The 23,219-nt window shown below is 64.5% G+C and carries 25 protein-coding genes and 2 tRNA genes; 10 read left to right on the top strand and 17 right to left on the bottom strand.

The features are described 5' to 3' along the window. Position 1: 1 nt before the first annotated feature. From rlmB to QMA10_RS15525, 5 genes are all read right to left on the bottom strand, one after another. A complete protein-coding gene (gene rlmB / locus QMA10_RS15505) occupies positions 2–1,003 on the bottom strand; it encodes a 23S rRNA (guanosine(2251)-2'-O)-methyltransferase RlmB (protein WP_290169781.1) in 1,002 nt (333 codons plus the stop codon). A gap of 123 nt (positions 1,004–1,126) precedes the next feature. Further along, positions 1,127–2,581 (bottom strand): cysteine--tRNA ligase, encoded by a 1,455-nt coding sequence (gene cysS / locus QMA10_RS15510; RefSeq protein WP_290169783.1) that lies wholly within the window; start codon positions 2,579–2,581, stop codon positions 1,127–1,129. 38 nt (positions 2,582–2,619) lie between these two features. Beyond that, complete coding sequence (gene ispF / locus QMA10_RS15515) at positions 2,620–3,123, bottom strand: 2-C-methyl-D-erythritol 2,4-cyclodiphosphate synthase (RefSeq protein WP_290169829.1); 504 nt, start codon at positions 3,121–3,123, stop codon at positions 2,620–2,622. Positions 3,124–3,134: 11 nt separating this feature from the next. Then, a complete protein-coding gene (gene ispD, locus QMA10_RS15520) occupies positions 3,135–3,890 on the bottom strand; it encodes a 2-C-methyl-D-erythritol 4-phosphate cytidylyltransferase (RefSeq protein ID WP_290169830.1) in 756 nt (251 codons plus the stop codon). Positions 3,891–4,047: 157 nt separating this feature from the next. After that, positions 4,048–4,530, bottom strand: coding sequence for a CarD family transcriptional regulator (locus QMA10_RS15525; RefSeq protein WP_227892398.1), 483 nt, complete (start codon positions 4,528–4,530; stop codon positions 4,048–4,050). Between the two features lie 266 nt (positions 4,531–4,796). Here QMA10_RS15525 and QMA10_RS15530 point away from each other — a divergent pair, with 266 nt between their 5' ends. Then, positions 4,797–5,390, top strand: a complete 594-nt coding sequence (locus tag QMA10_RS15530; protein WP_290169785.1) for a hypothetical protein — start codon at positions 4,797–4,799, stop codon at positions 5,388–5,390. A gap of 104 nt (positions 5,391–5,494) precedes the next feature. Here QMA10_RS15530 and QMA10_RS15535 read toward each other — a convergent pair whose 3' ends face one another. Together QMA10_RS15535 and QMA10_RS15540 are read right to left on the bottom strand one after the other, a co-directional pair. Further along, positions 5,495–6,175 carry a response regulator transcription factor gene (locus tag QMA10_RS15535; protein WP_290169787.1) on the bottom strand — a complete coding sequence of 227 codons (681 nt, stop codon included), beginning with the start codon at positions 6,173–6,175 and terminating at the stop codon, positions 5,495–5,497. Beyond that, positions 6,172–7,401, bottom strand: a complete 1,230-nt coding sequence (locus tag QMA10_RS15540; protein WP_290169789.1) for an ATP-binding protein — start codon at positions 7,399–7,401, stop codon at positions 6,172–6,174. The genes QMA10_RS15535 and QMA10_RS15540 overlap by 4 nt, the downstream gene beginning before the upstream one ends. Positions 7,402–7,587: 186 nt before the next feature. On the opposite strand from QMA10_RS15540, the gene phoU reads away from it, so the two are divergent. Then, positions 7,588–8,250, top strand: coding sequence for a phosphate signaling complex protein PhoU (gene phoU, locus QMA10_RS15545; RefSeq protein ID WP_290169790.1), 663 nt, complete (start codon positions 7,588–7,590; stop codon positions 8,248–8,250). A gap of 80 nt (positions 8,251–8,330) precedes the next feature. On the opposite strand, the gene QMA10_RS15550 is transcribed toward phoU, so the two are convergent. After that, entirely contained in the window at positions 8,331–9,083 is a 753-nt protein-coding gene (locus tag QMA10_RS15550) for a phosphoglyceromutase (RefSeq protein ID WP_290169791.1), read from the bottom strand. Positions 9,084–9,286: 203 nt separating this feature from the next. On the opposite strand from QMA10_RS15550, the gene QMA10_RS15555 reads away from it, so the two are divergent. Then, on the top strand, positions 9,287–10,048 hold the full coding sequence (locus tag QMA10_RS15555) for a class I SAM-dependent methyltransferase (RefSeq protein WP_290169792.1): 762 nt from the start codon (positions 9,287–9,289) through the stop codon (positions 10,046–10,048). A gap of 71 nt (positions 10,049–10,119) precedes the next feature. Here QMA10_RS15555 and QMA10_RS15560 read toward each other — a convergent pair whose 3' ends face one another. Both QMA10_RS15560 and QMA10_RS15565 read right to left on the bottom strand, forming a co-directional pair. After that, entirely contained in the window at positions 10,120–10,440 is a 321-nt protein-coding gene (locus tag QMA10_RS15560; RefSeq protein ID WP_290169794.1) for a DUF2516 family protein, read from the bottom strand. 9 nt (positions 10,441–10,449) lie between these two features. Next, positions 10,450–11,631, bottom strand: a complete 1,182-nt coding sequence (locus QMA10_RS15565; protein ID WP_290169795.1) for a PLP-dependent transferase — start codon at positions 11,629–11,631, stop codon at positions 10,450–10,452. A 105-nt stretch (positions 11,632–11,736) separates the two neighbouring features. Between QMA10_RS15565 and tmk the strand changes: the two genes are divergently transcribed. The 6 genes from tmk (at position 11,737) to QMA10_RS15595 (ending at position 16,740) form a co-directional block, all read left to right on the top strand. Next, on the top strand, positions 11,737–12,387 hold the full coding sequence (gene tmk / locus QMA10_RS15570; RefSeq protein ID WP_290169797.1) for a dTMP kinase: 651 nt from the start codon (positions 11,737–11,739) through the stop codon (positions 12,385–12,387). After that, on the top strand, positions 12,384–13,526 hold the full coding sequence (locus tag QMA10_RS15575) for a DNA polymerase III subunit delta' (protein ID WP_290169798.1): 1,143 nt from the start codon (positions 12,384–12,386) through the stop codon (positions 13,524–13,526). Before tmk ends, QMA10_RS15575 begins: the two co-directional genes overlap by 4 nt. Before the next feature lie 73 nt (positions 13,527–13,599). Then, a complete protein-coding gene (locus QMA10_RS15580; protein WP_290169801.1) occupies positions 13,600–15,192 on the top strand; it encodes an alpha/beta hydrolase in 1,593 nt (530 codons plus the stop codon). Positions 15,193–15,299: 107 nt separating this feature from the next. Next, positions 15,300–15,893 (top strand): TetR family transcriptional regulator, encoded by a 594-nt coding sequence (locus tag QMA10_RS15585; RefSeq protein ID WP_290169803.1) that lies wholly within the window; start codon positions 15,300–15,302, stop codon positions 15,891–15,893. Between the two features lie 11 nt (positions 15,894–15,904). Then, positions 15,905–16,597: a VC0807 family protein gene (locus QMA10_RS15590; protein ID WP_290169805.1), complete on the top strand. Its 693-nt coding sequence runs from the start codon at positions 15,905–15,907 to the stop codon at positions 16,595–16,597. 67 nt (positions 16,598–16,664) lie between these two features. After that, positions 16,665–16,740: transfer RNA gene (locus tag QMA10_RS15595), tRNA-Thr, on the top strand. Between the two features lie 85 nt (positions 16,741–16,825). Here QMA10_RS15595 and QMA10_RS15600 read toward each other — a convergent pair. From QMA10_RS15600 to QMA10_RS15630, 7 genes are all read right to left on the bottom strand, one after another. Next, positions 16,826–17,662, bottom strand: coding sequence for an aldo/keto reductase (locus QMA10_RS15600; RefSeq protein WP_290169808.1), 837 nt, complete (start codon positions 17,660–17,662; stop codon positions 16,826–16,828). 87 nt (positions 17,663–17,749) lie between these two features. Next, positions 17,750–18,229 carry a hypothetical protein gene (locus QMA10_RS15605; protein ID WP_290169810.1) on the bottom strand — a complete coding sequence of 160 codons (480 nt, stop codon included), beginning with the start codon at positions 18,227–18,229 and terminating at the stop codon, positions 17,750–17,752. 5 nt (positions 18,230–18,234) lie between these two features. Continuing rightward, entirely contained in the window at positions 18,235–18,939 is a 705-nt protein-coding gene (locus tag QMA10_RS15610; RefSeq protein ID WP_290169812.1) for a bacterial proteasome activator family protein, read from the bottom strand. Between the two features lie 43 nt (positions 18,940–18,982). Further along, entirely contained in the window at positions 18,983–19,240 is a 258-nt protein-coding gene (locus QMA10_RS15615) for a hypothetical protein (protein ID WP_290169814.1), read from the bottom strand. A gap of 142 nt (positions 19,241–19,382) precedes the next feature. After that, positions 19,383–19,595, bottom strand: coding sequence for a YbdD/YjiX family protein (locus QMA10_RS15620; RefSeq protein ID WP_290169815.1), 213 nt, complete (start codon positions 19,593–19,595; stop codon positions 19,383–19,385). Further along, positions 19,592–21,883, bottom strand: coding sequence for a carbon starvation CstA family protein (locus QMA10_RS15625; RefSeq protein ID WP_290169817.1), 2,292 nt, complete (start codon positions 21,881–21,883; stop codon positions 19,592–19,594). The genes QMA10_RS15620 and QMA10_RS15625 overlap by 4 nt, the downstream gene beginning before the upstream one ends. 177 nt (positions 21,884–22,060) lie before the next feature. After that, a complete protein-coding gene (locus tag QMA10_RS15630) occupies positions 22,061–23,038 on the bottom strand; it encodes an NAD(P)H-quinone oxidoreductase (RefSeq protein ID WP_290169818.1) in 978 nt (325 codons plus the stop codon). A 63-nt stretch (positions 23,039–23,101) separates the two neighbouring features. Between QMA10_RS15630 and QMA10_RS15635 the strand changes: the two genes are divergently transcribed. Next, positions 23,102–23,189: transfer RNA gene (locus tag QMA10_RS15635), tRNA-Ser, on the top strand. Positions 23,190–23,219 lie beyond the last annotated feature (30 nt).

Consider the following 23,219-nt stretch of genomic DNA (forward strand, 5'->3'; position numbering starts at 1 on the left):
GTCAGGCGGAACGCTGCCGTGAAATTTCGTACAGGCTGATGCCCACTGCCATGGACGCGTTGAGCGATTCCATGGCCGAGTCAATGGGAATGGACACAATCTGGTCGCAGTTCTCGCGGACCAGGCGGGACAGTCCCTTGCCCTCGGAACCTACGACAATGCACACCGGATCCTTGGCCAGGACGATTTCCGGCAGCGACACGTCGCCGTCGCCGTCCAGGCCGAGGACGAAGATCCCCATTTTCTTGAAGGTCTTCAACGTGTTGTTCAGGTTGCCTGCACGGGCCACCGGGACGCGGACAGCTGCACCGGCGCTGGTCTTCCACGCGGACGCTGTCATGCCCACCGCGCGGCGTTCCGGAACAACGACGCCGTGGGCGCTGAAAGCGGAAGCGGAACGGATGATGGCGCCCAGGTTGCGGGGATCGGTAATACCGTCCAATGCCACAAACAGCGGCGCGTTGCGGATGTGGCCCTTCTTCCAGGCCTCGATCGTTTCCGCCGCCAGATCCGTGGGATCAGCATATTCGTAAGGCGGTATCTGCAGCACGAGACCCTGGTGCACGGCGTCGTTGGTCATACGGTCCAGCTCAGGCTTGTGCGTTTCCATCACGGGCAGGCCGCGGTCGGCCGCCATCTTGAGGGATTCACGGACACGGTCATCCATGTCGATCCGGACGGCAACGTGCAGCGCCTTGGCCGGGATGCCTGCACGCAGGGCTTCTACAACCGAGTTGCGGCCGGTGACAACTTCTTCAGCCACCTTGCCGCGGATGTTGGTGCCGCTGCGGCCTCCTGCTGCACGGTTGTCGCGGGAATCCCCGCGCTTGGCAGCCGAACGCTCGGCGAGCTGCTTGTTCTTAAACGCCTTGTGATAGGGGCGGTCTTCTGCTTTGGGCGTGGGTCCCTTGCCCTCAAGGGCCTTGCGGCCCAATCCACCGGTGCCCCCGCTGGGGCCCTTTTTGGCTTTACGCATTGCGCCGGGACGTCCGTTGTTGGCCATCGATTACACCTTAAACCTAGAAGAAAGCATTACTTCTAGTTTACGCAGGCTCACGGGCATGCGTGTTCCATGACCCGGAGTGTACTCCGAAAGCACACATAACGGGCCGTCCTCTGGACTGGATCAAGCCTGGGCTATGCTCCAGCTGGCTCCATCCGCGGTGTCTTCGACGGTGATACCGGCCGCTGCGAGCGAATCCCGGATGGCATCGGCACGTCCCCAGTCCTTGGCGGCACGGGCGGCACGGCGCTCCTCCAGCTGGGCCTGGACCAATGAGTCCAAGGCACGGTGTTCGGTGCTGTCTCCCGCCTCCCGTGTCTGCACCGAGTCCAGTCCAAGGACCATCGTCATGCTGAGCACTGCGTGCAGTGCGTTCCGGGCTGCCTCGGTGTCGCCCTCAGCGAGGGCAGTGTTTCCGGCGCGGACGGTGTCATGGAGCACGGCCAGGGCCTGGGGAACGTTGAGGTCATCATCCATGGCGGCGGCGAAGGCATCGGGAATGGCACGGCTGCTCAGGACCGACCCGTGGTCCCCGGCCCCGTAGACCTTGGCGCGGGCCTTGGCGATGAAACCGTCGATACGTTCCACGGCGGCCGCGGCTTCCTGCAGGGAGGTGGGCCGGTAGTCCAGCACCGAGCGGTAGTGCGCCTGTCCCAGATAGTAGCGGACCACCCGGGGCGATGCTTCGGCCAGCATGTCCGCGGGGCTCACCGTGTTGCCGATGGACTTGGACATCTTTTCGCCTTCAAAGGTGACCATGCCGTTGTGCATCCAATAGTTGGCGAAGCCGTCCCCCGCGGCCTGCGACTGGGCCATTTCGTTCTCATGGTGCGGAAAGCGCAGGTCCAGTCCGCCGCCGTGGATGTCGAACTGCGGACCGAGGTACTTGGTGACCATAGCGGAGCATTCCAGATGCCAGCCGGGACGGCCCTTACCCCACGGGCTGTCCCAGGCAGCCGTCTCAGGCTCGCCCTCCTTATGCCCCTTCCACAGCGCGAAGTCGCGCGGATCGTGCTTGCCGCGGGGACCGGCGTCGGGCGCCGCCTGCATGTCGTCAATGTTCTGCCGGGTCAAAGACCCGTACCTGTCCCAGGAACGGACGTCGAAGTAGACGTCCCCGGAATCATCCAGGGCCGGGTAGGCGTGGCCGGCCTCGATCAGCCGTGCAATCAGGGCATGCATTTCCGGAATGTGGCCGGTGGCGCGGGGCTCATAGGTGGGCCGCTGGACGCCGAGTGTGTCATAGGCCTTGGCGAACTCCTGCTCAAACCGGTAGGCCAGTGCCCACCACGGCTCGTTGGGAACAACATCGGGTCCCGGCTCCGCACCCATGGACTCTGCGGATTTAGCCAGGATCTTGTCATCAATGTCAGTAACGTTGCGGACCGTGGTGACGCGGAAGCCGCGGAACTGCAGCCAGCGGGTGAGCTGGTCAAAGGCGATCGCGGAGCGGATATGCCCCACGTGCGGCCGGCCCTGCACGGTGGCGCCGCAGTAGTACAGGCTGACCTCGCCCTCCTTCAGGGGAACAAAGTCGCGGACCTGCGCGGAAGCGGTGTCATAGAATCTCAAGCTCACCGCTCTAGGCTATCGCGCCGGGGCGCCGCCGCGCCGATCTATGTGTCGCGCAGGGACTCGTGCACCTTGACCACGACGGCGGTTGCCACGGCTGCGATGCCTTCACCGCGGCCCGTGAACCCGAGAGCATCGGTGGTGGTTGCGGAGACACTGACCGGGGCACCGGCCGCACCGGAGAGCACTGCTTCAGCCTCTGCACGGCGGGGGGAAAACTTGGGCCGGTTGCCGATCAGCTGGACCGCCACGTTTCCGATCTCAAATCCGGCGTCGCGGACGATCCGGGCGGCCTCGCCCAGGAGGGTCAGGCCGGAGGCGCCGGCATATTCTGCCCGGTCCGTTCCGAAGTGGGTACCCAGGTCCCCAAGGCCTGCTGCGGAAAACAGGGCGTCCGCTGCCGCATGGGCCACCGGATCGCCGTCAGAGTGCCCGGCGAGTCCGCGTTCGCCGTCCCAAAGCAGCCCTGCCACCCAGAGGGGGCGCGGGGCGTCCGCTGGCGCGAAGGCATGGACGTCCACACCGATGCCGGTACGCGGAAGGTTCATTATGGGCATGCTTAATCCTCCTGACGATTCAGTTCCCGGGCCAGCAGCGCTTCGGCCAGAAGCAGGTCCAGTGGAGTGGTGATTTTAAGGGAAGTTTCCGAGCCGTCGACAACATAGACCTCTGTGCCCAGGGATTCGACGAGCATGGCGTCGTCAGTGACTGCTGATGTCCGGGCGGCGTCGAAGGTTTCTGCGGCAGCGTGCGCACTGCGCAGCAGTGCGGCATCGAAGCCCTGCGGTGTCTGCACGGCTCTGAGCGCGGACCGGTCCGGAGTGCCCGTCACCGTCCGTACAGCGGTCCCTGCCTGCCCGGGGGTTGCCGGCGCGGTTGACTTGATGGTGTCGGTGACGGGAACGGCAGGAATGACCGCTTTCGCGCCGGCGGCCAGTGCTGCCGCCACCCGATGGAACACCTCGGGAGGAGTAAGGGCCCTGGCGGCGTCATGGACCAGGACAAACTCAATGTCTCCGGGAAGGGCCTCCAGGGCAGCCCGGACAGAGTGGGCACGGGTTTCTCCCCCGTCGACTACGGCAAGCGGGACAGCCAGTCCGGCTTCAGCGCAGAGGGAACGCAAGACGGTGTCCCCGGCCGGAACCGCCACGCTGACAGCGGCAGCAATCCCTGATGCTTCCACTCCCCGCAGTGCGCGGATCAGCAGCGCGACACCGGACAGGGGAACCTGGGCTTTGGGGATGCCGTAGCCCAGTCTTTGGCCGGAACCTCCTGCCACCACAATGACGCCGATGCGCGGACGGGATGAAGTGATTGTTGGCACCCCTTTAGCCTAGTGCCCCTGAAGCCGGCGGTGCACCGGGCGGCACTTTTGCCGATCAGGTCCGGAAACCGCCCCTTAACGACAAAATGCCGGTCCCATGGGACCGGCAGCGTGCCGTAGGTGCTGCGTTCTACCTGGATGCTGCTGCTTAGCTTGCCAGGACCTTGTCCAGAACAACTGCTGCTTGTTCTTCGTCCGTCTTTTCAGCCAGTGCCAGTTCTGAAATCAGGATCTGGCGGGCCTTTGCGAGCATTCGCTTTTCCCCGGCGGAGAGCCCACGGTCGTGGTCGCGGCGCCACAGGTCACGAACGACCTCAGCCACCTTCACCACGTCACCGGACGCCAACTTCTCCAGGTTCGCTTTGTACCGGCGCGACCAGTTGGTGGGTTCTTCAGTGAGCTCGGCCCGAAGCACGTCAAAAACATGCTCCAACCCTTCTTTGCCCACTACGTCCCGAACCCCAACGAGGTCGACGTTCTCAGCCGGTACTTCTATGGTCAGATCACCCTGTGCCACCTTAAGCTTGAGATACATTTTCTCTTCGCCCTTGATGGTCCGCATCTTGATCTCTTCAATCTTCGCGGCACCGTGGTGAGGGTAAACAACTGTTTCGCCAACCTCAAAAACCATGTGGACTTTCCCCTTTCCCAACCGCTAGTTTACCATGCGTGCGATACGCCGAGTAGAGTTTCCGCAGGTCAGCTACTCGATCATCATCAGGCTGAGTATTATCGGGGCCCTTCTTCCCATCCCCACCTGCGGCGATGTGCCTTCTCACGCTCAGCAATACGTCGCCCGCAGCGGGCCAAAATCCAACATTTTGAGGGTTTGCCGATAGGCTAGGCACAAAAGAAACGCCGCCGGTCAAGAGACCGCAATACCCCAGGAGTTCTGCTGTGAGATTCACACCCAAGAACCGGGCGCAGCGAGCAGCTGCCGCCGGTGTAATAGCGCTGGCCGTACTGGGAGTCTCCAGCTGCAGCGCCGTGAACGAGCAGGCAACGGTGCGCGAGTACTCCCCGTCTGACGGCATCGTCGAAAACGTCGGAGACGTGGAACTGCGCAATCTCCTCATGGTTAGCAACGGCGGCGGCGAAGAAGGCCGCCTGCTGGGCACCGTGGTGAACGCTTCCTCCGATGACGTCGAATTCTCGCTGGCTACCGGCGGCACCACCCTCACCTGGAACATTGAAGCCGGAGACAAAGTGGTCTTCGAAGACGCAGCTGCCGCAGAGGTAACCGTGCCGAACGTCGATGTGCTGCCGGGAACGGGCCTGCGCGGCGATGCCAGCAACGGCGCCGAGACCGTTGAGGTGAACATTCCGGTTGTTGACGGAACCCTGGTTGATTACCGCGAGTATCTGCCGACGCCGTCGCCCGCAGCCACTGACGCTGCCACCGCCGTTCCCTCCGACGAGGCCGATGCAGATCAGGACACAGGGGCCGACACCGGAGTTGCGGAAACGCCCGCCCCGGAGCAGTCCAACTAGTTCACGCGTGAGCCGGCGAAGGCCGGCAGGGAAAAGGGACCACGGCCTCAGGCCTGGTCCCTTTTCCCGTTTCGGACGGCAGCGCCCCGGACCTGCCAGCGGGGTCAGGCTTCGAACTTGTAGCCCAGCCCCCGCACCGTCACCAGATGACGCGGAAGGGACGGTTCGGGTTCAATTTTTCCGCGCAGCCGTTTGACGTGGACGTCCAGTGTTTTCGTATCCCCCACGTAGTCTGCCCCCCAGACCCGTTCAATCAGCTGGCCGCGGGTCAGAACACGGCCGGCGTTGCGCAGGAGCAGTTCGAGCAGCTCAAACTCCTTGAGCGGCAGCGGCACGTGCTCCCCGTTGACGCTGACCACGTGACGGTCCAGGTCCATGCGCACAGGCCCTGCCTCAACGGAGGGCCCGGACAGTTCACCGCCGTCGCTACGGCGCCGCAGCACCGCCCTGACGCGGGCCAGCAGTTCCCGGGAGCTGTAGGGCTTGGTGACGTAGTCGTCCGCCCCCAGTTCCAGGCCGACAACTTTGTCGATCTCCCCGTCCAGCGCTGTCAGCATAATGATGGGGACATCGGAGCGCTGACGCAGCTGCCGGCAGACCTCCGTGCCGGACTGGCCCGGGAGCATCAAATCCAGCAGCACGAGGTCTGCGCCGCGCCGGTCGAACTCCGTGACGGCGTCGTGCCCGTTGTCCACCACCTGGACTTCGAAACCCTCCCGTTCCAGAAGATAGGACAGCGGGTCGCTGAAGGACTCTTCGTCTTCAACCATCAGGATCCTGCTCAAGCACTGACTCCTTGTTCGCGCGTTCCTCCGCCGGCCGGCGGAGTTGTCTTCCGTGCACGGGCAGCGGCATCCGGCTGCTGCAGCCCTTCCCCGGACGAATCAGGGGACTCCATCTCCGGCAGCCGGACCGTGAAGGTGGACCCCTGGCCCGGCTGGGACCAGAGGTTAATCTCGCCGCCGTGGTTGGAGACAACGTGCTTGACGATGCTCAGCCCCAGGCCGGTGCCGCCCGTGTGGCGTGACCGGGCGCTGTCGATGCGGTAGAAGCGCTCAAAAATCCGTTCCTGGTCCTCGGGATTGATCCCCGGCCCCTGATCGGTCACCGACACCTGCGCCATGCCGTCCCGGGAGCGCAGGCCGATGCCCACCCGGCTGCCTTCCGGGGAATAACGGATGGCGTTATCGATCAGGTTGCGGAACGCCGTGGTCAGCATCTTCGCGTCGCCGTAGACAGCCCCGTCCACTGTCCCGCCGACGACGACGGTTGTCTTCCGGTTCTCGGCGGGCAGCCGGTTGGCCTCCACCGCCTCGGCAACGAGCTGGTTCAGGTTCACCTCGCGGGCACGGTCCACCATGTCGGTGCTTTGCAGGCGCGAGAGTTCAATAATGTCCTGGACCAGCAACGTGAGCCTTGCGGACTCCTTGCTCATCCTGGCGGCAAACCGCCGCACTGCTTCTTCGTCTCCTGCAGCGTCATCCAATGCTTCGGAAAGCAGCGAGATTGCTCCAACCGGAGTCTTCAGCTCATGGGACACATTGGCAACAAAGTCATTGCGCACTTCCTCTGTGCGGGCTATTTCGGTGTGGTCGTCCGCAAGGATCAGGATGTACTCCTCCCCCACGGTTGCCACCCGAACCTGCAATATGGTGCTCCCCTGACCCAGCGGTCCGCGCTCCAGCTCCAGCTGCCGTTCCTCGATGACGCCGTCGCGCCGAACCCGGGCGGTCATGGCCAGCAGCTCTGCAGGCACGAGGGTGTGCCCCCGGACCAGCCCCAAAGCGTAGGCGCCCGGGCTGGCCCTCACCACGCCGTCGACCGCGTCCACCACAATGTAAGCCCGGCCAATGGCGGCCAGCACTTCCGCCGCCCCGTTGGGGATAGCCGGATCATCATTTGCGGCAAGCTCCCGCCGCTGCCTCCGGCTGGCCATGTACGCAAGCACGCCGGATACGCCCACGGCAAGACCGAGGATCCCGGCAACCAGGCCCAGCAATACAGGATTCACTCTCCTAGCTTAGGCTGACCGCGGGAATGCGGCAGGCCTCTCCGGTGGCATAAGGTGATTCGTTAAACTAACGTTCATCAGAAGAAGCCCAACCGTTAACCGCTGACTGAAATCCTGACAGCATGGCTGTGATCCACAGCTGCGGACAACAAGGGCAGGATGCTGCACAACCGAAAGGACGCCGAAGTGCGTAAGGTTTTTCAAGCCGAGCTTCATCAGATTGGCGAAGAGCTGACCCAGATTTCCGAGCTCGTCACCGAAGCGATGCAGAAAGCCACCGCAGCCTTCGAAGGCGCCGACACTGAGCTGGCCCAGGACGTCATCGCCGCCGACGCGCGCATCGATTTCCTTCAGAACGACCTCGACGAGCGGGCCATTGATGTCCTTGCACTTCAGGGCCCGGTGGCGAGCGACCTGCGGATGATCGTGGGTTCCCTGCGGATGAGTGCCTCGCTGGAACGGATGGGTGACCTGGCACGGCACATCGCCCAGCTGGCCCGCCTGCGTTACCCGGAGCATGTGGTGCCCGAGCCGATGGCGGAAACCTTCAGCGAGATGGCCCGGCTGGACATCCGTATTTCCGAGCTGCTCACGGAGCTGCTGGAGACGCGGAACCTAGAGCTGAGCAATGACATCTACGCCTGCAACAACCGGATAAACGAGCTCCACGCCGGCGTCTTCAAGGCCATTGCTTCGCCGGACTGGAACGTATCCGCTGTCAGCACTGTGGACCTTACCTTGGCCAGCCGCTACTTCGAGCGGTTCGCGGACCACGGCGTCTCGGTCACCCGGAAGGTCAACTACCTGGTGACCGGCGAATGGCAGCCGATGTCAGAGTCCAGCCGCTAAACAATCAGAAACAACAGTAAAGGGCGGCCCCGCGGGGCCGCCCTTTAGTGTTACTTCCGGCGCAGACGCCCGGACAATCCTTACTTCTTTTTGCCCTGGTTTGCCACGGCCTGGATGGAGGCCGCCGCGGCCTCGGGATCCAGGTAGGTGCCGCCTGCCTTGATCGGCTTCAGGTTTTCGTCCAGTTCGTAGACCAGCGGGATACCCGTGGGAATGTTGACGGCTGCGATATCGGCGTCGCTAATGCCGTCCAGATGCTTGACCAATGCCCGCAGGGAGTTGCCGTGCGCGGCGATCATGACGGTTTTGCCGGCCTTGATGTCCGCGGAAATGTCCGATTCCCAGTACGGCAGGAACCGCTCCAGGACATCCTTGAGGCACTCGGTGCGGGGCAGCTCGTCCTGTGACAGATCGGCGTAACGCGGGTCGTGGGCCTGGGAAAAATCGCTGTCATCCGGCAGGGGCGGCGGCGGGGTGTCGTAGGACCGGCGCCAGAGCATGAACTGCTCCTCGCCGTATTCGGCCAGCGTCTGGGCTTTGTCCTTGCCCTGAAGGGCGCCGTAGTGCCGCTCGTTCAGGCGCCAGCTGCGCTTGACATCGATCCAGATGCGGTCCGCCGCACCCAGGGCGATGTTGGCGGTGTTGATCGCACGCTGCAGACGCGAGGTGTAGAGGATGTCGGGGAGGATGTCCGCTTCCACGAGCAGCTCACCGCCGCGAAGGGCTTCGGCCCGTCCGAGGTCCGTCAGATCCACGTCCACCCAGCCTGTGAACAGGTTCTTTTCATTCCATTCGCTCTGGCCGTGGCGCAGAAGGATCAGTTTGTAAGTCATATATGTCATCGTAACGGAGGACACCGCACCGGGGGCAGGGTTGCGTACAGGCGGCCAACATTACGGCTCATTTTGGGAACCTCCCCGTTACTGGCTCCCCGGGTGCACCCGGGCCCGACTGCGCTCTTAGCTGCGCTGTCCGGGGGCCGGCTGTGGCCAAGTAACATTGTTTAGTGCAAAAACCGCAGAAACCCGTAGGAAATGTGACTAGGGGCACTACAAACCCCAACAGGCTGCGACGGGTGGACCGCTGGTTGGCCGGACCTCAGGGGTGGCGGCTGCGCAGAGCGGCAGACCCCTTGATTGTTGACCTTGGTTACGGGGCCGCTCCGACCACCGCCGTCGAGCTCCATGCCCGCCTGGGACGGGTCCGTGCCGACGTCGAGATCATGGGGATTGAAATTGACGCGGCCCGGGTGCGCGCGGCCAAGCCGCTGGAACGGAGCGGCCTATCCTTCCGGCAGGGCGGCTTTGAGCTGCCGGCGGATGGGCGGCGTCCGGTCATGGTCCGGGCGTTTAACGTTCTCCGGCAGTATTCCGAGGACGAGTACCGGCCGCATTGGGACATGGTTGTCTCGCGGCTCGCCCCCGGCGGCATCTTCGTGGACGGAACCTGTGACGAGATTGGCAGACGGTCCACCTGGGTGGAACTGGACGCCAGCGGACCCGTTTCCCTGAGCATCTCGCTGCGCTTTGGAGCGTTTACGCTCCCTTCGGACGTGGCCGAGAGATTGCCCAAAGCCCTGATCCACCGCAATGTTCCGGGCGAAAAAATCCATGCCCTGCTGCAGGCCATGGATCAGGCGTGGCTGGCGGCAGCCCCTCAGGCCTCCTACGGGAACCGGCAGCGCTGGCTGGCAATGTGCACTGACCTGCGTGCCTCCGGCTGGCCGCTGATGACCGGCCCGTCCCGCTGGCGGCTGGGGGAAATTACCGTTGCGTGGGACGCCGTCGCCCCGAGCTGAGCTGAGTTTCCGGCGGCCGATGCGGGCCGCCGGGTACAGGCTAAACCCCGCACCTGAGTCTGTTGGGGCGGTTACCAGCGGCCGTAGGGGCCGGAGTTTCCACGGCCGGAACCCCTGACCGACGGCTTAACGTCAGCCAGGTAGACACACGCGGCCACCAGTGCCGCCAGGGTGAAGGGCAGCAGCGCGCCGGGGGTGAGGGAGCTGAATATTCCGACAGCCGTAGCACCGCCGGTCATGCCCAGCCAAAAGCCCTTTGTTCGCTTGTCCGCAGCCTCGAACATTTGCGGCTTGCGGCGCAGAGCGTCCGAAAAGGCCCACAGCGCAATGATCAGCGTAGCCAAGCCGAGGACTTGGTACAGGATGGGCTCAAGAAGCAGAACGGCAATCACCGTTTCAGCCTACCTTGCCAGCGCCCGGGACAGGTCAGACCAGAGGTCCTCGGCGTTCTCGATGCCCACTGAGAGCCGCAGCAGGTTCTCCGGTACCGAATGCGGCTCCCCCGGCTGGCGCCGCCGGCGCTCAATCAATGATTCCACGCCGCCGAGCGAAGTGGCCGGGAGCCACAGACGGACCCGGGCCGCCACGGCTTCCGCAGCCTCGGCCCCGCCGGCAACTTCGATGCACAGGATGGAACCGAACCCGTCCATCTGCTTGACGGCGCGTTCATATCCGGCGTCTCCGGGCAGTCCGGGGTAGCGGACCGCTTCCACGGCCGGGTGACCCAGCAGCCTGTCCGCCAGCAGACCCGCAGTGGCCTGTGACCTTTCGATCCGCAGCGCCAGAGTCCGCAGGCCGCGCAGCGCCAGCCACACGTCAAACGGGCCCGCGATGGCCCCGTGCAGGGAGCGGTAATTGTGCAGCCTGCTGCGGAGGTCCTCATCCGAAGTGGCCAGTGCTCCCAGGATGACGTCCGAGTGCCCGGCAAGGTATTTGGTGACCGAGTGGAGGACGACGTCGGCGCCCAGTTCCAGCGGGCGCGTCACCAAGGGGGTGGAGAAGGTGTTGTCCGCGACGACAAGCGCACCGGCGTCATGTGCGGCGCGTGCCAGCACGTCAATCTCGGCAACCTCAAGCATCGGATTGGTGGGGCTTTCGATCCACAGCATATCCGCCGGCCCGGAAGCTCCGGGCTCCCCTGCGGATCCCTGCAGGGCAGCCAGCACCTGCTCCGTGTCTGCAATGTCCACGCTTCGGACGGTGAAGCGGCCGTTGGCCGCCTCCTCCGCAGCGAGGAGCAGGGAACCCTGGTAGCTGTGCTGCGGCATCACCAGGACTCCGCCGGCGGGAACCAGTGACAGCGCGGCAGCCACGGCAGCCAGGCCCGACGAAAAGACCAGAGCCGGCAAAGCTGCTCCCTCAAGCTCGGACAGGGCCGTTTCGAACGGATCCCAGGTGGGGTTCGAAAACCGCCCGTACACCCGGTCTCCCGGAGCCGGGGTACCCGTTCCGTGGAAAGTTGAGGAGAGGACGATGGGTGGATTCACCGGGGCATCCTGCTCACGCGGCGGGCGTCCTGCGGACACTACTACGGTGTCCGGGGACAGGTTCGCTGTGGAGTGGTGGTTCGGCGCTTGGCTCATGGGAATAGCCTAATGCGCTGGTTCGGGGTTGGCCCGCGCTTTACGTTCATGAACAGACTCATTGACCGGCAGCGGCCTCCCAGCCGGACTGGGTAGGCTAGGCAGGTGAGTATTTCTGATGTCCCAGCCAGTACGCCAGGCCTGTTCATAACCTTCGAAGGCGGCGACGGCGCCGGTAAGTCCACCCAGGCCGCCCAGCTCACTGCGGCCCTCAAATCTTCCGGGCGCACCGTTGTCCGCACGCGTGAACCCGGCGGAACCCCCGTGGGAGAGCAGCTGCGGTCCCTGGTGCTGGAGCACGGCAACGGAGAAATCGACGCCCGTACCGAGGCTCTGATCTTTGCGGCCTCGCGGGCCGCGCACGTGGCACAGGTCATCCGCCCGGCGGTGGAACGCGGAGACGTGGTGGTCTGCGACCGGTTCATCGACAGCTCCGTGGCCTATCAGGGGTCCGGGCGTTCCCTGGGCACGGACGACGTACGGCGGCTGAACGTCTGGGCCACTGAAGGCTTTACCCCGGATCTCACCGTCCTGCTCGACGTGGATCCCGAGCAGGGCCGGCTGCGGCGCACCGCCAACGAAGCGGCCGAGGACCGGCTGGAATCCGAGCCGGACACCTTCCACCTGCGCATCCGCAACACCTTCCTGGAACAGGCCCGGACCGATCCTGACCGTTACCTGGTGCTCGACGCCGGCCGGCCGGTGGAAGATCTGGCAGCCGCCATCCTGGCCAGGGTGCAGGAGCTTCTGCCGTGAGCGTCTGGGACGATCTGCAGGGCCAGGAACCCGTAGTAGACCAGCTGCGCCGCGGAGCAGCCCAGGCAACCCCCAACCACGCCTGGCTGTTCACCGGACCGCCCGGGTCCGGGCGGTCAAACGCCGCCCGCGCCTTTGCCGCCGCCCTGCTGTGCGACCGGCAGGACCCGGCGCTGCGGGGCTGCGGAGAATGCAAGGCCTGCCGGACTGCACTGGCGGGCTCACACGCGGACGTCACCTCGGTCACCACGGAGAAGGTGACCATCAGCATCGACGAGGCACGGGAACTGGTCCGCAAGGCCCAGGACAAGCCCTCCACGGGCCGCTGGCGCGTCATCATCGTCGAAGACGCCGACCGCATGCAGGAGCGCAGCACCAATGTGCTCCTCAAAGCCATCGAGGAACCGCCGCCCCGCACCATTTGGCTGCTCTGCACCCCCAGCCCCGGTGACGTCCTGGTGACCATCCGTTCCCGCTGCCGCGCCGTTAGCCTGCGCCTGCCGCCGGTCGAGGATGTTGCTGATCTCCTGATCCGCCGCGACGGCATAGATCCGGAGGTGGCCCGCGCGGCGGCGCGTGCCGCCCAGAGCCACATTGGCATTGCCAAGCGGCTGGCCACCGATGAAGGCGCACGCAGCCGCCGCGAGTCCATCGTTCGGCTGCCTCTGTCCCTGCGCAATGTCTCCGGCGCCATGAAAGCGGCCGCCGATTTGGTGGCCCTGGCCGAAGCTGAAGCCGCCAGTTCCTTTGAACAGCGCGACGCCGCCGAACGGCAGTCGCTGCTGGCCTCCCTGGGCGCGCCGGAAAGCGGAACGCTGCCGCCGTCCATCCGAAGCCAGGTCAAGCGGCTGGAGGAGGATCAGGTCCGCCGTGCCAAACGGTCCAAAAATGACTACTTTGACCGGGCCCTGACTGATTTGCTGTCCTTCTACCGGGACGTGCTCATGCTCCAGCTGGGCAGCAGCGACACCCTCGTAAATGAATCCCTGCGTCGTGAACTGGCCGACTATGCCGCGCAGGGCTCCCCGGAGCAGACACTGCTGCGGATGGAAGAAATCAACCTGGTGCGCAAGCGCCTGGTATCCACCAACGTGGCGCCGCTGCTGGCCATCGAAGCCATGGCGGTTAGCCTGTTATAAGCCCGCGCAGCCAGCACGGCCAGCATCAGTCCGCTGTCACCCATCGCACCATCCACCGTTTACAGGAGCAACGATGACCCCAGCCAGCCGCCGCTTTCCCCGACTCGCGCTGGCTGCAGCGTCCGCCGTCGTCCTGCTGACGGGCATCACTGCCTGTACCGGGGACACCGCACCGGATGAAACCGGTGCGGCCTCCCCGTCGTCGTCCGCTGCGGCGACCCCTACGTCAGCCCCGGCTGACGTTATCGGGGACGTTCCCGAGGACCTGCTGCCCTATTACAGCCAGGAAGTGACCTGGGAAGAATGCGAATCGGGTTTTAGAAGCAGCTTCCAGTGCGCCACGGTTGAGGTTCCGCTGGACTACGCGGATCCGGAGGGCGAAAGCATTGAGCTGGCGGCCATCCTGGCGCGGTCCGACGGCACGCCGCAGGGGACCATCCTGCTCAATCCGGGCGGTCCCGGCGGCTCCGGCTACGACATTGTGCGTGAGTCCGTGGACTATGTCACCACGGACCGGCTGCAGGAAAACTTCAATATCCTGGGCTTTGATCCCCGCGGCGTTGGACGGTCCACTCCGGTGGAATGCCTCACCGACAGCGAACTGGATGCGCTTCGCGAAGAATACTATGACCCGGCCGAGCCTGCAGGGCTGGAAGCCGCACGTGAGGATGCGCGGGAACTGGCGGCGAAATGCGAGGCCAACACCGGCGAACTGCTGGGCCACGTGGACACCGTCAGCGCAGCCCGCGACATGGACATTCTGCGGGCGGTGGCCGGTGACAAGCAGCTCAATTACCTTGGCTTCTCCTACGGCACCTTCCTGGGTGCCACCTACGCCGAACTGTTTCCGGACAGAGTGGGCCGGATGGTCCTTGACGGCGGCCTGGACCCTTCCGCCAGCAACGAAGAGATCACGCTGGGGCAGGCGGAAGGCTTCGAAAATGCCATCCGCGCCTACGTAGAGGATTGCCTGACGTCCTCCGACTGTCCCCTGTCCGGAAGCACGGATGAAGCTGTACAGACGATCCGGGACTTGATTGCCTCGGTCGAGGCCAGCCCCATGACGGCCAAGGACGGCCGGACGGTCACTGTGGCCACGTTTGTCACCGGCCTCATCGTTCCGCTGTACAACTCGGACAACTGGCCGATCCTCACGCAGGCGCTTGATGAAGCGCTCCAGGGTGATCCGTCCACGATGCTGTACCTCGCCGACCTCAATGCCGACCGTCAGCCGGACGGCACCTACGGCTCCAACACCACCGTGGCGTTCAACGCCATCAACTGCCTGGATTACCCAATGACGGCCGACGACGAGCAGATGGCCCTGGACGCGAAAAGGCTGGAAGCGGCCTCCCCCACGATTGGAAAATATCTGGGGTACGGCGGGATCACGTGCGAGTCATGGCCCTACGAACCGGTCAACACGCCGCACGAGATTCAGGCTGAAGGCGCCGCAGACATGCTGGTCATCGGCACCACGGGGGACCCTGCTACCCCGTACCAGTGGTCCGTGGCTCTGGCAGAGCAGCTGGATTCCGCCACCCTGGTGACCTGGGAGGGTGAGGGACACACGGCCTACGGACGCGGCGACGAGTGCATTGCCGACACCGTGGATGACTACTTCATTGACGGCACCGTGCCCGGCGGGGACAAGGTCTGCTCCTGACCCTCCCCGCCGAGCTGCCCGTCCGGCGTCTGGAATCAGGCGCCGGCGGGCGGTTCTTTTTTGCGGAACCTCTGGTTCTCCTTACCTCGGCGGTGTAATTTTTACTCATGCAGGTAAAACCGGTGACGGTCACCGGGGCCGCACGGCGGACCCAGATCATCGACGCCACCATTGCAGTCATTGCAGACCAGGGATACGACCGCGCGTCGTTTGCCCGGATAGCCGAGCGTGCCGGGATCTCCAGCACGCGCCTGATTTCCTATCATTTCGCCGGCAAGGCTGACCTCATGGCCGCCGCCGCTGCGGAGGTCATGACCGCAATCGGCAGCTGGACCGGCCGCCGGATGCAGGCCCATTCCGGCACTGCCGCCCAGCTGCGCGCCTACATCGAGGCGACCGTGCAGTTCATCGCAGAGAACCGGGCATCGATGAAGGCGCTGACGGAGATTCTTCTGGCCGGAGCGCTGGATTATTCAGCAGCCGATGATGCCGAGGCAGGCGCACCCCTGGAACAACTGCTGCGCCGGGGGCAGGCAGCGGGAGAATTCCGGGCCTTCGATCCGGTGGTGATGGCCGCAGCTATCCAGCGCTGCGTGGACGGGCTGCCGTTCCTGCTGGAGCGCGAGCCCCGGCTCGACTGCACGGCATACGCCCGCGAGCTGGCAATGCTCTTCGAGCTGGGCACCCGGCGCGACACGTAAGGAGGAGCGAGGTGGAACGTCCTGCAGCACAGCACGGTTCCGTTCTGAAGCTGCTGCCACGCGGCCTGCGGATGGCTGCGGCCCTGCTGTTGCCTTTGGCGCTGTTCTACGGTCTTCGTGCCATAGGCGTCAGTGCCTATCTTGCCCTGCTGGCCGGAACCGCTGGTTCCCTTGCCGGAACCGCCGTCGATATTGTCCGCCGGCGGACCCTCGGACCGGTGACCGCCTTCGTGATCACCCTGATGGTCTTCAGCACGGGAGTTTCACTGATCGCCGGCGACGTGCGTTTCCTGCTGGCCCGGGGTGCATGGGCCACCGGCCTCTCGGGAGCATGGTTCCTGGCGAGTGCCTTTACCCGGCGGCCGCTGGTCTATCTGTTCAGCCGTCCGCTGCTGGAGGGGCGCTTTGGCTGGCCCGGAGACTGGGATGCCCTGTGGGAGCGCGTACCTCGGTTCCGCCGTGTCTGGCGCGTCACCGGGGTGATGTGGGGGCTCGGGCTCATGGTGGACTGCGTGCTGCGCATCCTGTTCGCTTACACCCTTCCCGTTGACATGGTCCCGGCGGTGTCCACAGCCCTGTCCGCCGCCACCACAGCGGTACTCATTGCCGCAGCCAACGTCTACTATCAAATGACGGGTGCCGCCCGAAAATGGTCGCGGTTCTATGCAGCTCCGCAAAAGCACTGCCTGAGGGGCCCGTTTTGACCAGCCGCCCCATCGCATATAAAGTTGTTCCTTGTGGATTCTGGCCGTTAGCGGACAGGTGAAGCCGGCCTCCTTAGCTCAGTTGGTAGAGCGTCTCACTCGTAATGAGAAGGTCGCCAGTTCGATTCTGGCAGGAGGCTCCACAGCAAAAACCCCCGGGAAACTCAGTTTCCCGGGGGTTTTTGCATGTCGCCGCGGCGGCCTCCCCAGGAGGAGGCCGCCGGCAGCCTAGGCGAAGTCAGCCGTGGCCGGGTCCGCACCGTAACGGGTGCCGTTGTCCAGCGCGTTGATGGCGTCGATGTCCTCATCGGAGAGCTTGAGGTCCAGGGACTCCCAGTTTTCCTTGATCCGGGACTCGGTCACGGACTTCGGGATCACGATGCTGCCCAGCGCCAGGTGCCAGGCGATGACCACCTGGGCCGGAGTGGCGCCGTCGTACTTCGCGGCAATTTCCACCAGCTTGGGATCTTCCAGCAGACCCTTGCCGGAGCCCAGCGGGGACCAGGACTCATGCAGGATGTTGTGCTTGGCCTCGAAGGCACGCAGCTCGGACTGGTTCAGGTACGGGTGGGTCTCAACCTGGTTCAGGACGGGCACAACGCCGGTGGCGTCGATGATTTCCTGCAGCGCCTCCACGGTGAAGTTGCAGACACCGATCGACTTCACGCGGCCCTGCTTCTGCAGTTCCACGAGCGCCTTCCAAGTGTCCACGTACTTGTTCTGCTTCGGCTGCAGCCAGTGGATCAGATACAGGTCCAGGGTTTCCAGGCCGAGGCGTTCCATGGAAGCGTCAAAGGCCTTCAGGGTTTCTTCATAGCCCTGGTCCGCATTCCACACCTTGGTGGTGATGAACATGTCCTCGCGGGGAACGGAGGTGGCGGCAATGGCACGCCCGACGCCGGCCTCGTTGCCGTAGATCTTGGCGGTATCGATGTGGCGGTAGCCAACCTCGAAGGCCTGCCCCACTACCTTTTCAGCAACCTCGTCCTCAACCTGCCACACGCCGTAGCCGAGCTGGGGAATGGTGTTGCCGTCATTGAAAGTCAAAAGCGGTGATGTAGTCATTCGCTTATCCTTGCAAATAATCCGCGGCAAATGACGTCTCTATGCTGGACGCGAAAAAGGCGCCGGCCCTATTCCCGATTTGCCGGGTTATTTTCTGTTGCCGGCAGGTCCGGTGACAGCGGCCTTCAATGCCCGTTCAGCCTCCAGCACATCTTCGGCGACCAGCTGCGCGCGCCGGTGGACATTCTGCAGGCCGGCTGACGCATATCCCCAGCGCTCGCCCTCGAGCCGGGACATGGCCGCGGCCTCCGCCGTGGCTGCAAGGGAGTTGCCGCTGCGGGACAGGGCACGGTGCACGGAGATGAGGGCTCCCGGAATGTCCTGTCCGTCACTGGGCAGCCTGGTCTGGGCGACCATGCACACCTCACGGACCCGGGGCAGCAGTTCGGACAAGCCGTTGGCCACCGTCACCAGCTCGTTGTACACGGCGTCGTCGTCCACGCCCTCCAGCATCTGGTGGTAGCGGTCCAGCCCGCGGGTAAAACGATCGTGGGCACGGCGCCACACGCCTTTTCCGAGTTGGGTGTCATCCTTCCGCCCCTGGCGGGCGGCTGCAAAAAGTGCCATGGGTCCTACAGGTATTGCCCGGGACCGGAGTGCGGTTCGGGGTGGGTGGATCCGATACGGCTCTGGCTGGAGGAATCGGCACGGCGCGGCTCACCGTTCTCGCCGATAATCACGCCGGGGGCCAGGACGGTGCCGGGCGGGAGCTGGCGAAGCTGCAGTCGTGACGCCATCTGCTGGGTGGCGGCGGTCTGCTGTGCCGCGATGGCAGTTTGGATGCCCCGGAACAGCCCTTCCAGCCAGCCCACCAGCTGCGCCTGGGCGATCCGCAGCTCTGCGTCAGTGGGAACGGAATCATCTCCGAAAGGCAGGTTGATGCGGTGGAGCTCCTCCACCAGCTCCGGCGCGAGTCCGTCCTCGAGCTCATGGAGGGACCGCTCATGGATTTCCGCCAGGCGGTTGCGGGCCTGGTCATCCAGCGGCGCGTTCCGGACTTCCTCCAGAAGTTGTTTGACCATGGTTCCGATCCGCATGACCTTTGCAGGCTGGTCCACCAAATCGCGCAGCTTGGGCGGACCGGCCGGACTGTCACTGCCGGCGGCAGCACTATCCGCACCGTTGCCGGAGGCTCCGCCGCCGGGCGCGGGGACGCCCACGGGCGGGTTGCTGGACGGCACGTCAGCACCGCCGGGTTTGCCGGATTGTGATGAATCGTCGGATTCGGGCGCGTGCGCCGAGGTCCCGCGGCCGGCGGATCCGTTCTCTTCAGTCATGCGTTAATGCTCTCATGGTTGAGCTCGATTGCCTGGTGACGAATTAGTTTTCGAGCTCTTCTTCCCGCATTTTCGCGTACTCGCCGTTCGGGCTCAGGCCGGCAACCTGCTGTCCGGCATTCAGCTGCCCGGCGGTGTAGTGCCGGTCATCGAATTCCGGCCCCACACCTTCTTCCGGGGGCCGGTTGATGTCCTCGGCCAGGTGCTCATCCTCATTGTCGTCATTTGCGACGGGGAGGTTGATGTCTTCGCGCAGGTGCTCATCCTGCGGCAGGTCCTCGTTCTTCGCGTGATGTCCCATGCTTCACGGTAGGCCTGTGCGGCCCGGCCGCTCAAGCCGGGCGACACAATAGGACCGCCCGGCTGAACCGCCGGCCGGCAGAAGGCAAAAAGGCGGCGGCACCCGCAAGGGTGCCGCCGCCGTCGTCATGAACCGGGTTACGTCAGCAGCAGCGGCCTCCGGGGTTGGCGTCCTGGCGGTCCATTTTGTCCTTCCAGAACTCCCGCTCGCTCAGCAGGGGTCCGCCGCAACCGGAGCTTTGGTGGAAAGACACGTATTTCCGGTAGGCGTCTTCGCCCATCACGTCGCGGAAAAACCGGACAAAACCGCGAAGCCCGTCCAAGGCCCCCGCCCGGCGGAATCCGGCCGCCGTCATGAGTGGGCCTTCCGAACAACCTTGCGGTCCTCGGGGAGGGCATCCCACTGGGCCTGGATCTCCTTCTCCGCCGGTGTGGCTAGGAATCCCGAGGGCGCGAACATCCGTGAGGGCACCGCGGGGTCCTCGGCACTGGGGGCACCGCCGGACCGGTACGAGCGGATGCTCGCGAGAACGGCAGTGATAATGACGATGATGGCGAGCGTGACAAACACGATGGACAGCGTGCCCTGGATGAAGGTGTTCCGGACCACCGCTTCCATGGCTTCCACGGTCTTGGCCGTTCCGAAGCTGGTTTCACCGCGCTCAAGCGCTCCCTTGAAGGCGTTGTGCTGCGCCCAGTAACCCACGGCCGGAACGCTGGAGAAGATCTTGTACATGGACGCGGTGATGGTCACCACGGCGGCGAAGGCCAGCGGCAGCACGACAATCCAGATGTACTTGAACACGTTTTTCTTTGCCAGGATGGCCAGGCAGATCGCCAGGGCGATCGCCGCCAGCAGCTGGTTGGCGATGCCGAAGAGCGGGAACAGCGTGTTGATTCCGCCCAGCGGATCCGTGACCCCCATGATCAGGATCGAGCCCCAACCTCCCACCATGACGGCCGTGCAGATCCAGGCTCCGGTCCGCCAGGACGTGTCCCGGAACTTGGGAATGAAGTTGCCGATGGAGTCCTGCAGCATGAACCGGGCCACGCGGGTTCCGGCGTCAACTGCGGTGAGGATGAACAGGGCCTCGAACATGATGGCGAAGTGGTACCAGAACGCCATCATCGACGAGCCGCCGATCAGGCTCTGCATGATCTGGGCCAGGCCGACGGCGAGGGTTGGCGCACCGCCGGTGCGTGAAACTATCGATTCCTCACCCACGTTGGCCGCCATATTGGTGAGCATGTCCGGGGTGAGGTTCACTCCGGCCAGTCCCAGGCTGTTGACGAAGGCAACGGCGCCTTCCACGGTGCCGCCGGTGGCTGCTGCCGAGGAGTTCATGGCGAAGTAGATGCCGCGGTCAATGGAGATGGCCGCTACGAGCGCCATGATGGCTACGAAGGATTCCATCAGCATGCCGCCGTAACCGATGAAGCGGGTCTGGCGTTCCTTCTCGATCATCTTCGGAGTGGTTCCGGAAGCGATCAGGGCGTGGAACCCGGACAGGGCGCCGCAGGCGATGGTGACGAACAGGAACGGGAACAGAGGACCGGCTACTACCGGGCCGTTGTCCGCGGACGCAAATTCGCTGATGGCCGGAACCGTGATTTCCGGCCGGACGATGATGATGGCGACCGCGAGCATCACAATGGTCCCCACCTTCATGAAGGTGGAGAGGTAGTCACGGGGTGCCAGCAGCAGCCAGACCGGCAGCACGGCTGCAATGAAGCCGTAGATGATGATGCCCCAGGCAATGACCGTCTTGTCCAGCGTCAGCGCGTCACCGAGGGCGGTATCCGCGATCATCCCGCCGCCGATGATGGCCAGCATCAGCAGGACGAACCCGATGATGGACACTTCGGTGACCTTGCCCGGACGCAGGAAGCGCAGGTACACGCCCATGAACAGGGCAATTGGAATGGTCATGCCCACGGAGAAGACGCCCCACGGGCTCTCCGCCAGCGCATTGACGACCACCAGTGCCAGGATGGCCACAATGATGATCATGATGGCCAGGGTGGCGATCAGGGCCGCCGTGCCGCCCACGCGCCCCAGTTCCTCGCGGGCCATCTGGCCCAGCGAGCGTCCGCCGCGGCGCATGGAGAAGAACATGACCAGGTAATCCTGGACGGCACCGGCCAGCACCACGCCGATGATGATCCAGATGGTGCCGGGCAGGTACCCCATCTGTGCGGCCAGAACCGGCCCGACCAGGGGTCCGGCTCCGGCGATGGCGGCGAAGTGGTGTCCGTACAGTACGCGGCGGTCGGTGCCGGCGTAGTCCTTGCCGTCCGCCTTGTACTCGGCGGGGGTGGCGCGGAGGTCATTGGGCTGCAGGAGCTTGCGCTCGATGAACTTGGAGTAGAAGCGGTACGCGATGAAGTACGTGCAGACAGCAGCGAAAACAAACCAGATGGCGTTGACGGTTTCACCGCGGACCAGTGCCAGCATGTACCAGCTGACGCCGCCCAGCAGGGCGATGCCGGCCCAGACGGCAATCTTCAGCGGAGTCCATTCCCGGTCCTGGGCATCAGCCGTTTCGGCGTCCAGGGCCACCGGCGGAAGGTCCGGATCCTGCACCAGGACGTCACTGTCCTCAGGTTTTCCGGGGGCGGCCCGGCGCCGGCGATTCTCACTCATGGAGGGGTCCCTTTGCTTGCGGTAATGAAGCGTTGAAGCCGGCAGTGGAACCGGCGGGAGCCGGAAGATTCCGGACTCTTGCCCCAGAGGTTATCAGCGCTCAGTGACGCCGGACACAAGACAGGCCGGTGACTGGCGTAACAGTCACCGGCCCGCCTTCATGCAGGATTTGCCGTGTCAGGCAGTCAGCAGGATTTTGCCGGTATGGACGCCCGAATCGAAGTACTCGTGGGCTGCTGCGGCTTCGGACAGCGGAAAGGTCTTGTCCACCAGCGGGCGGATTTTTCCCGCCTCCACCAACGGCCAGACGTACTGCTTGACCGCCTGCATGATGGCGGCCTTTTCTTCATTCGGGCGGGAGCGCAGAGTGGTGCCAATGACGGCCAGCCGTTTGCGCATCACGAGGTTGAGGTCGATCTCGGCCTTGGTGCCGCCCTGCAGGCCGATAATCACCAGACGGCCGGAGACCGCCAGGGCTTCCAAGTTGCGCTGCAGGTACTTCGCCCCGATGACGTCCAGGATGACGTCGGCTCCGCGGCCGCCGGTTTCCTCCTTCACCCGCGCCACGAAGTCCTCGGTCTTATAGTTGATCAGCACCTTGGCCCCCAGGGACCGGGCCAGCTCCAGCTTCTCCTGCGATCCGGCGGTCACCATGGGGACCGCGCCGAACGCCGCGACCATTTGGATGGCCATTGTTCCGATTCCACCCGCTCCACCGTGGATCAGGACATGGTCCCCTTCCGTGACCCCGGCGGCCATGAACAGGTTGGAGAAGACCGTTGCAGCGGTTTCGGGCAGGGAGGCTGCGGTGACAAGGTCCATGCCCGCCGGTACGGGAAGGACCTGTCCCGCCGGGACATTCACCTGGTCGGCGTAACCGCCGCCCGTCAGCAGGGCAACGACGTCGGCTCCCACGGAGAACCCTTCAACTCCGGTTCCCACAGCGGCGACCCGTCCGGACACTTCAAGTCCGGGATATTCGGAGGCTCCGGCCGGAACCGGGTAGTGCCCCTGGCGCTGCAGCACGTCAGCGCGGTTGAGGCCTGCTGCTGCCACGTCGATCAGGATTTCTCCGGGTCCGGGCACCGGCGCGGGAACGTCCTGCACCTGCAGGGCTTCCGGGCCGCCGGGCGTATTAATGACAATCGCTCTCATTTTGTCCTCCACGGAGATTGATCGAATTTTGGTGAAATGCACCTGTCTGCCAGACTACTAGGGGGAAGGTTGTCCGAGCGGCCGATGGAGCTGGTCTTGAAAACCAGTGTGCGGTAACCCCGTACCAAGGGTTCGAATCCCTTACCTTCCGCGCAGGAAAGAAAAAGCGGGCCCTTTACGG

This window comes from Arthrobacter sp. APC 3897 (genome assembly GCF_030407495.1).
Classification (GTDB): domain Bacteria; phylum Actinomycetota; class Actinomycetes; order Actinomycetales; family Micrococcaceae; genus Arthrobacter_B.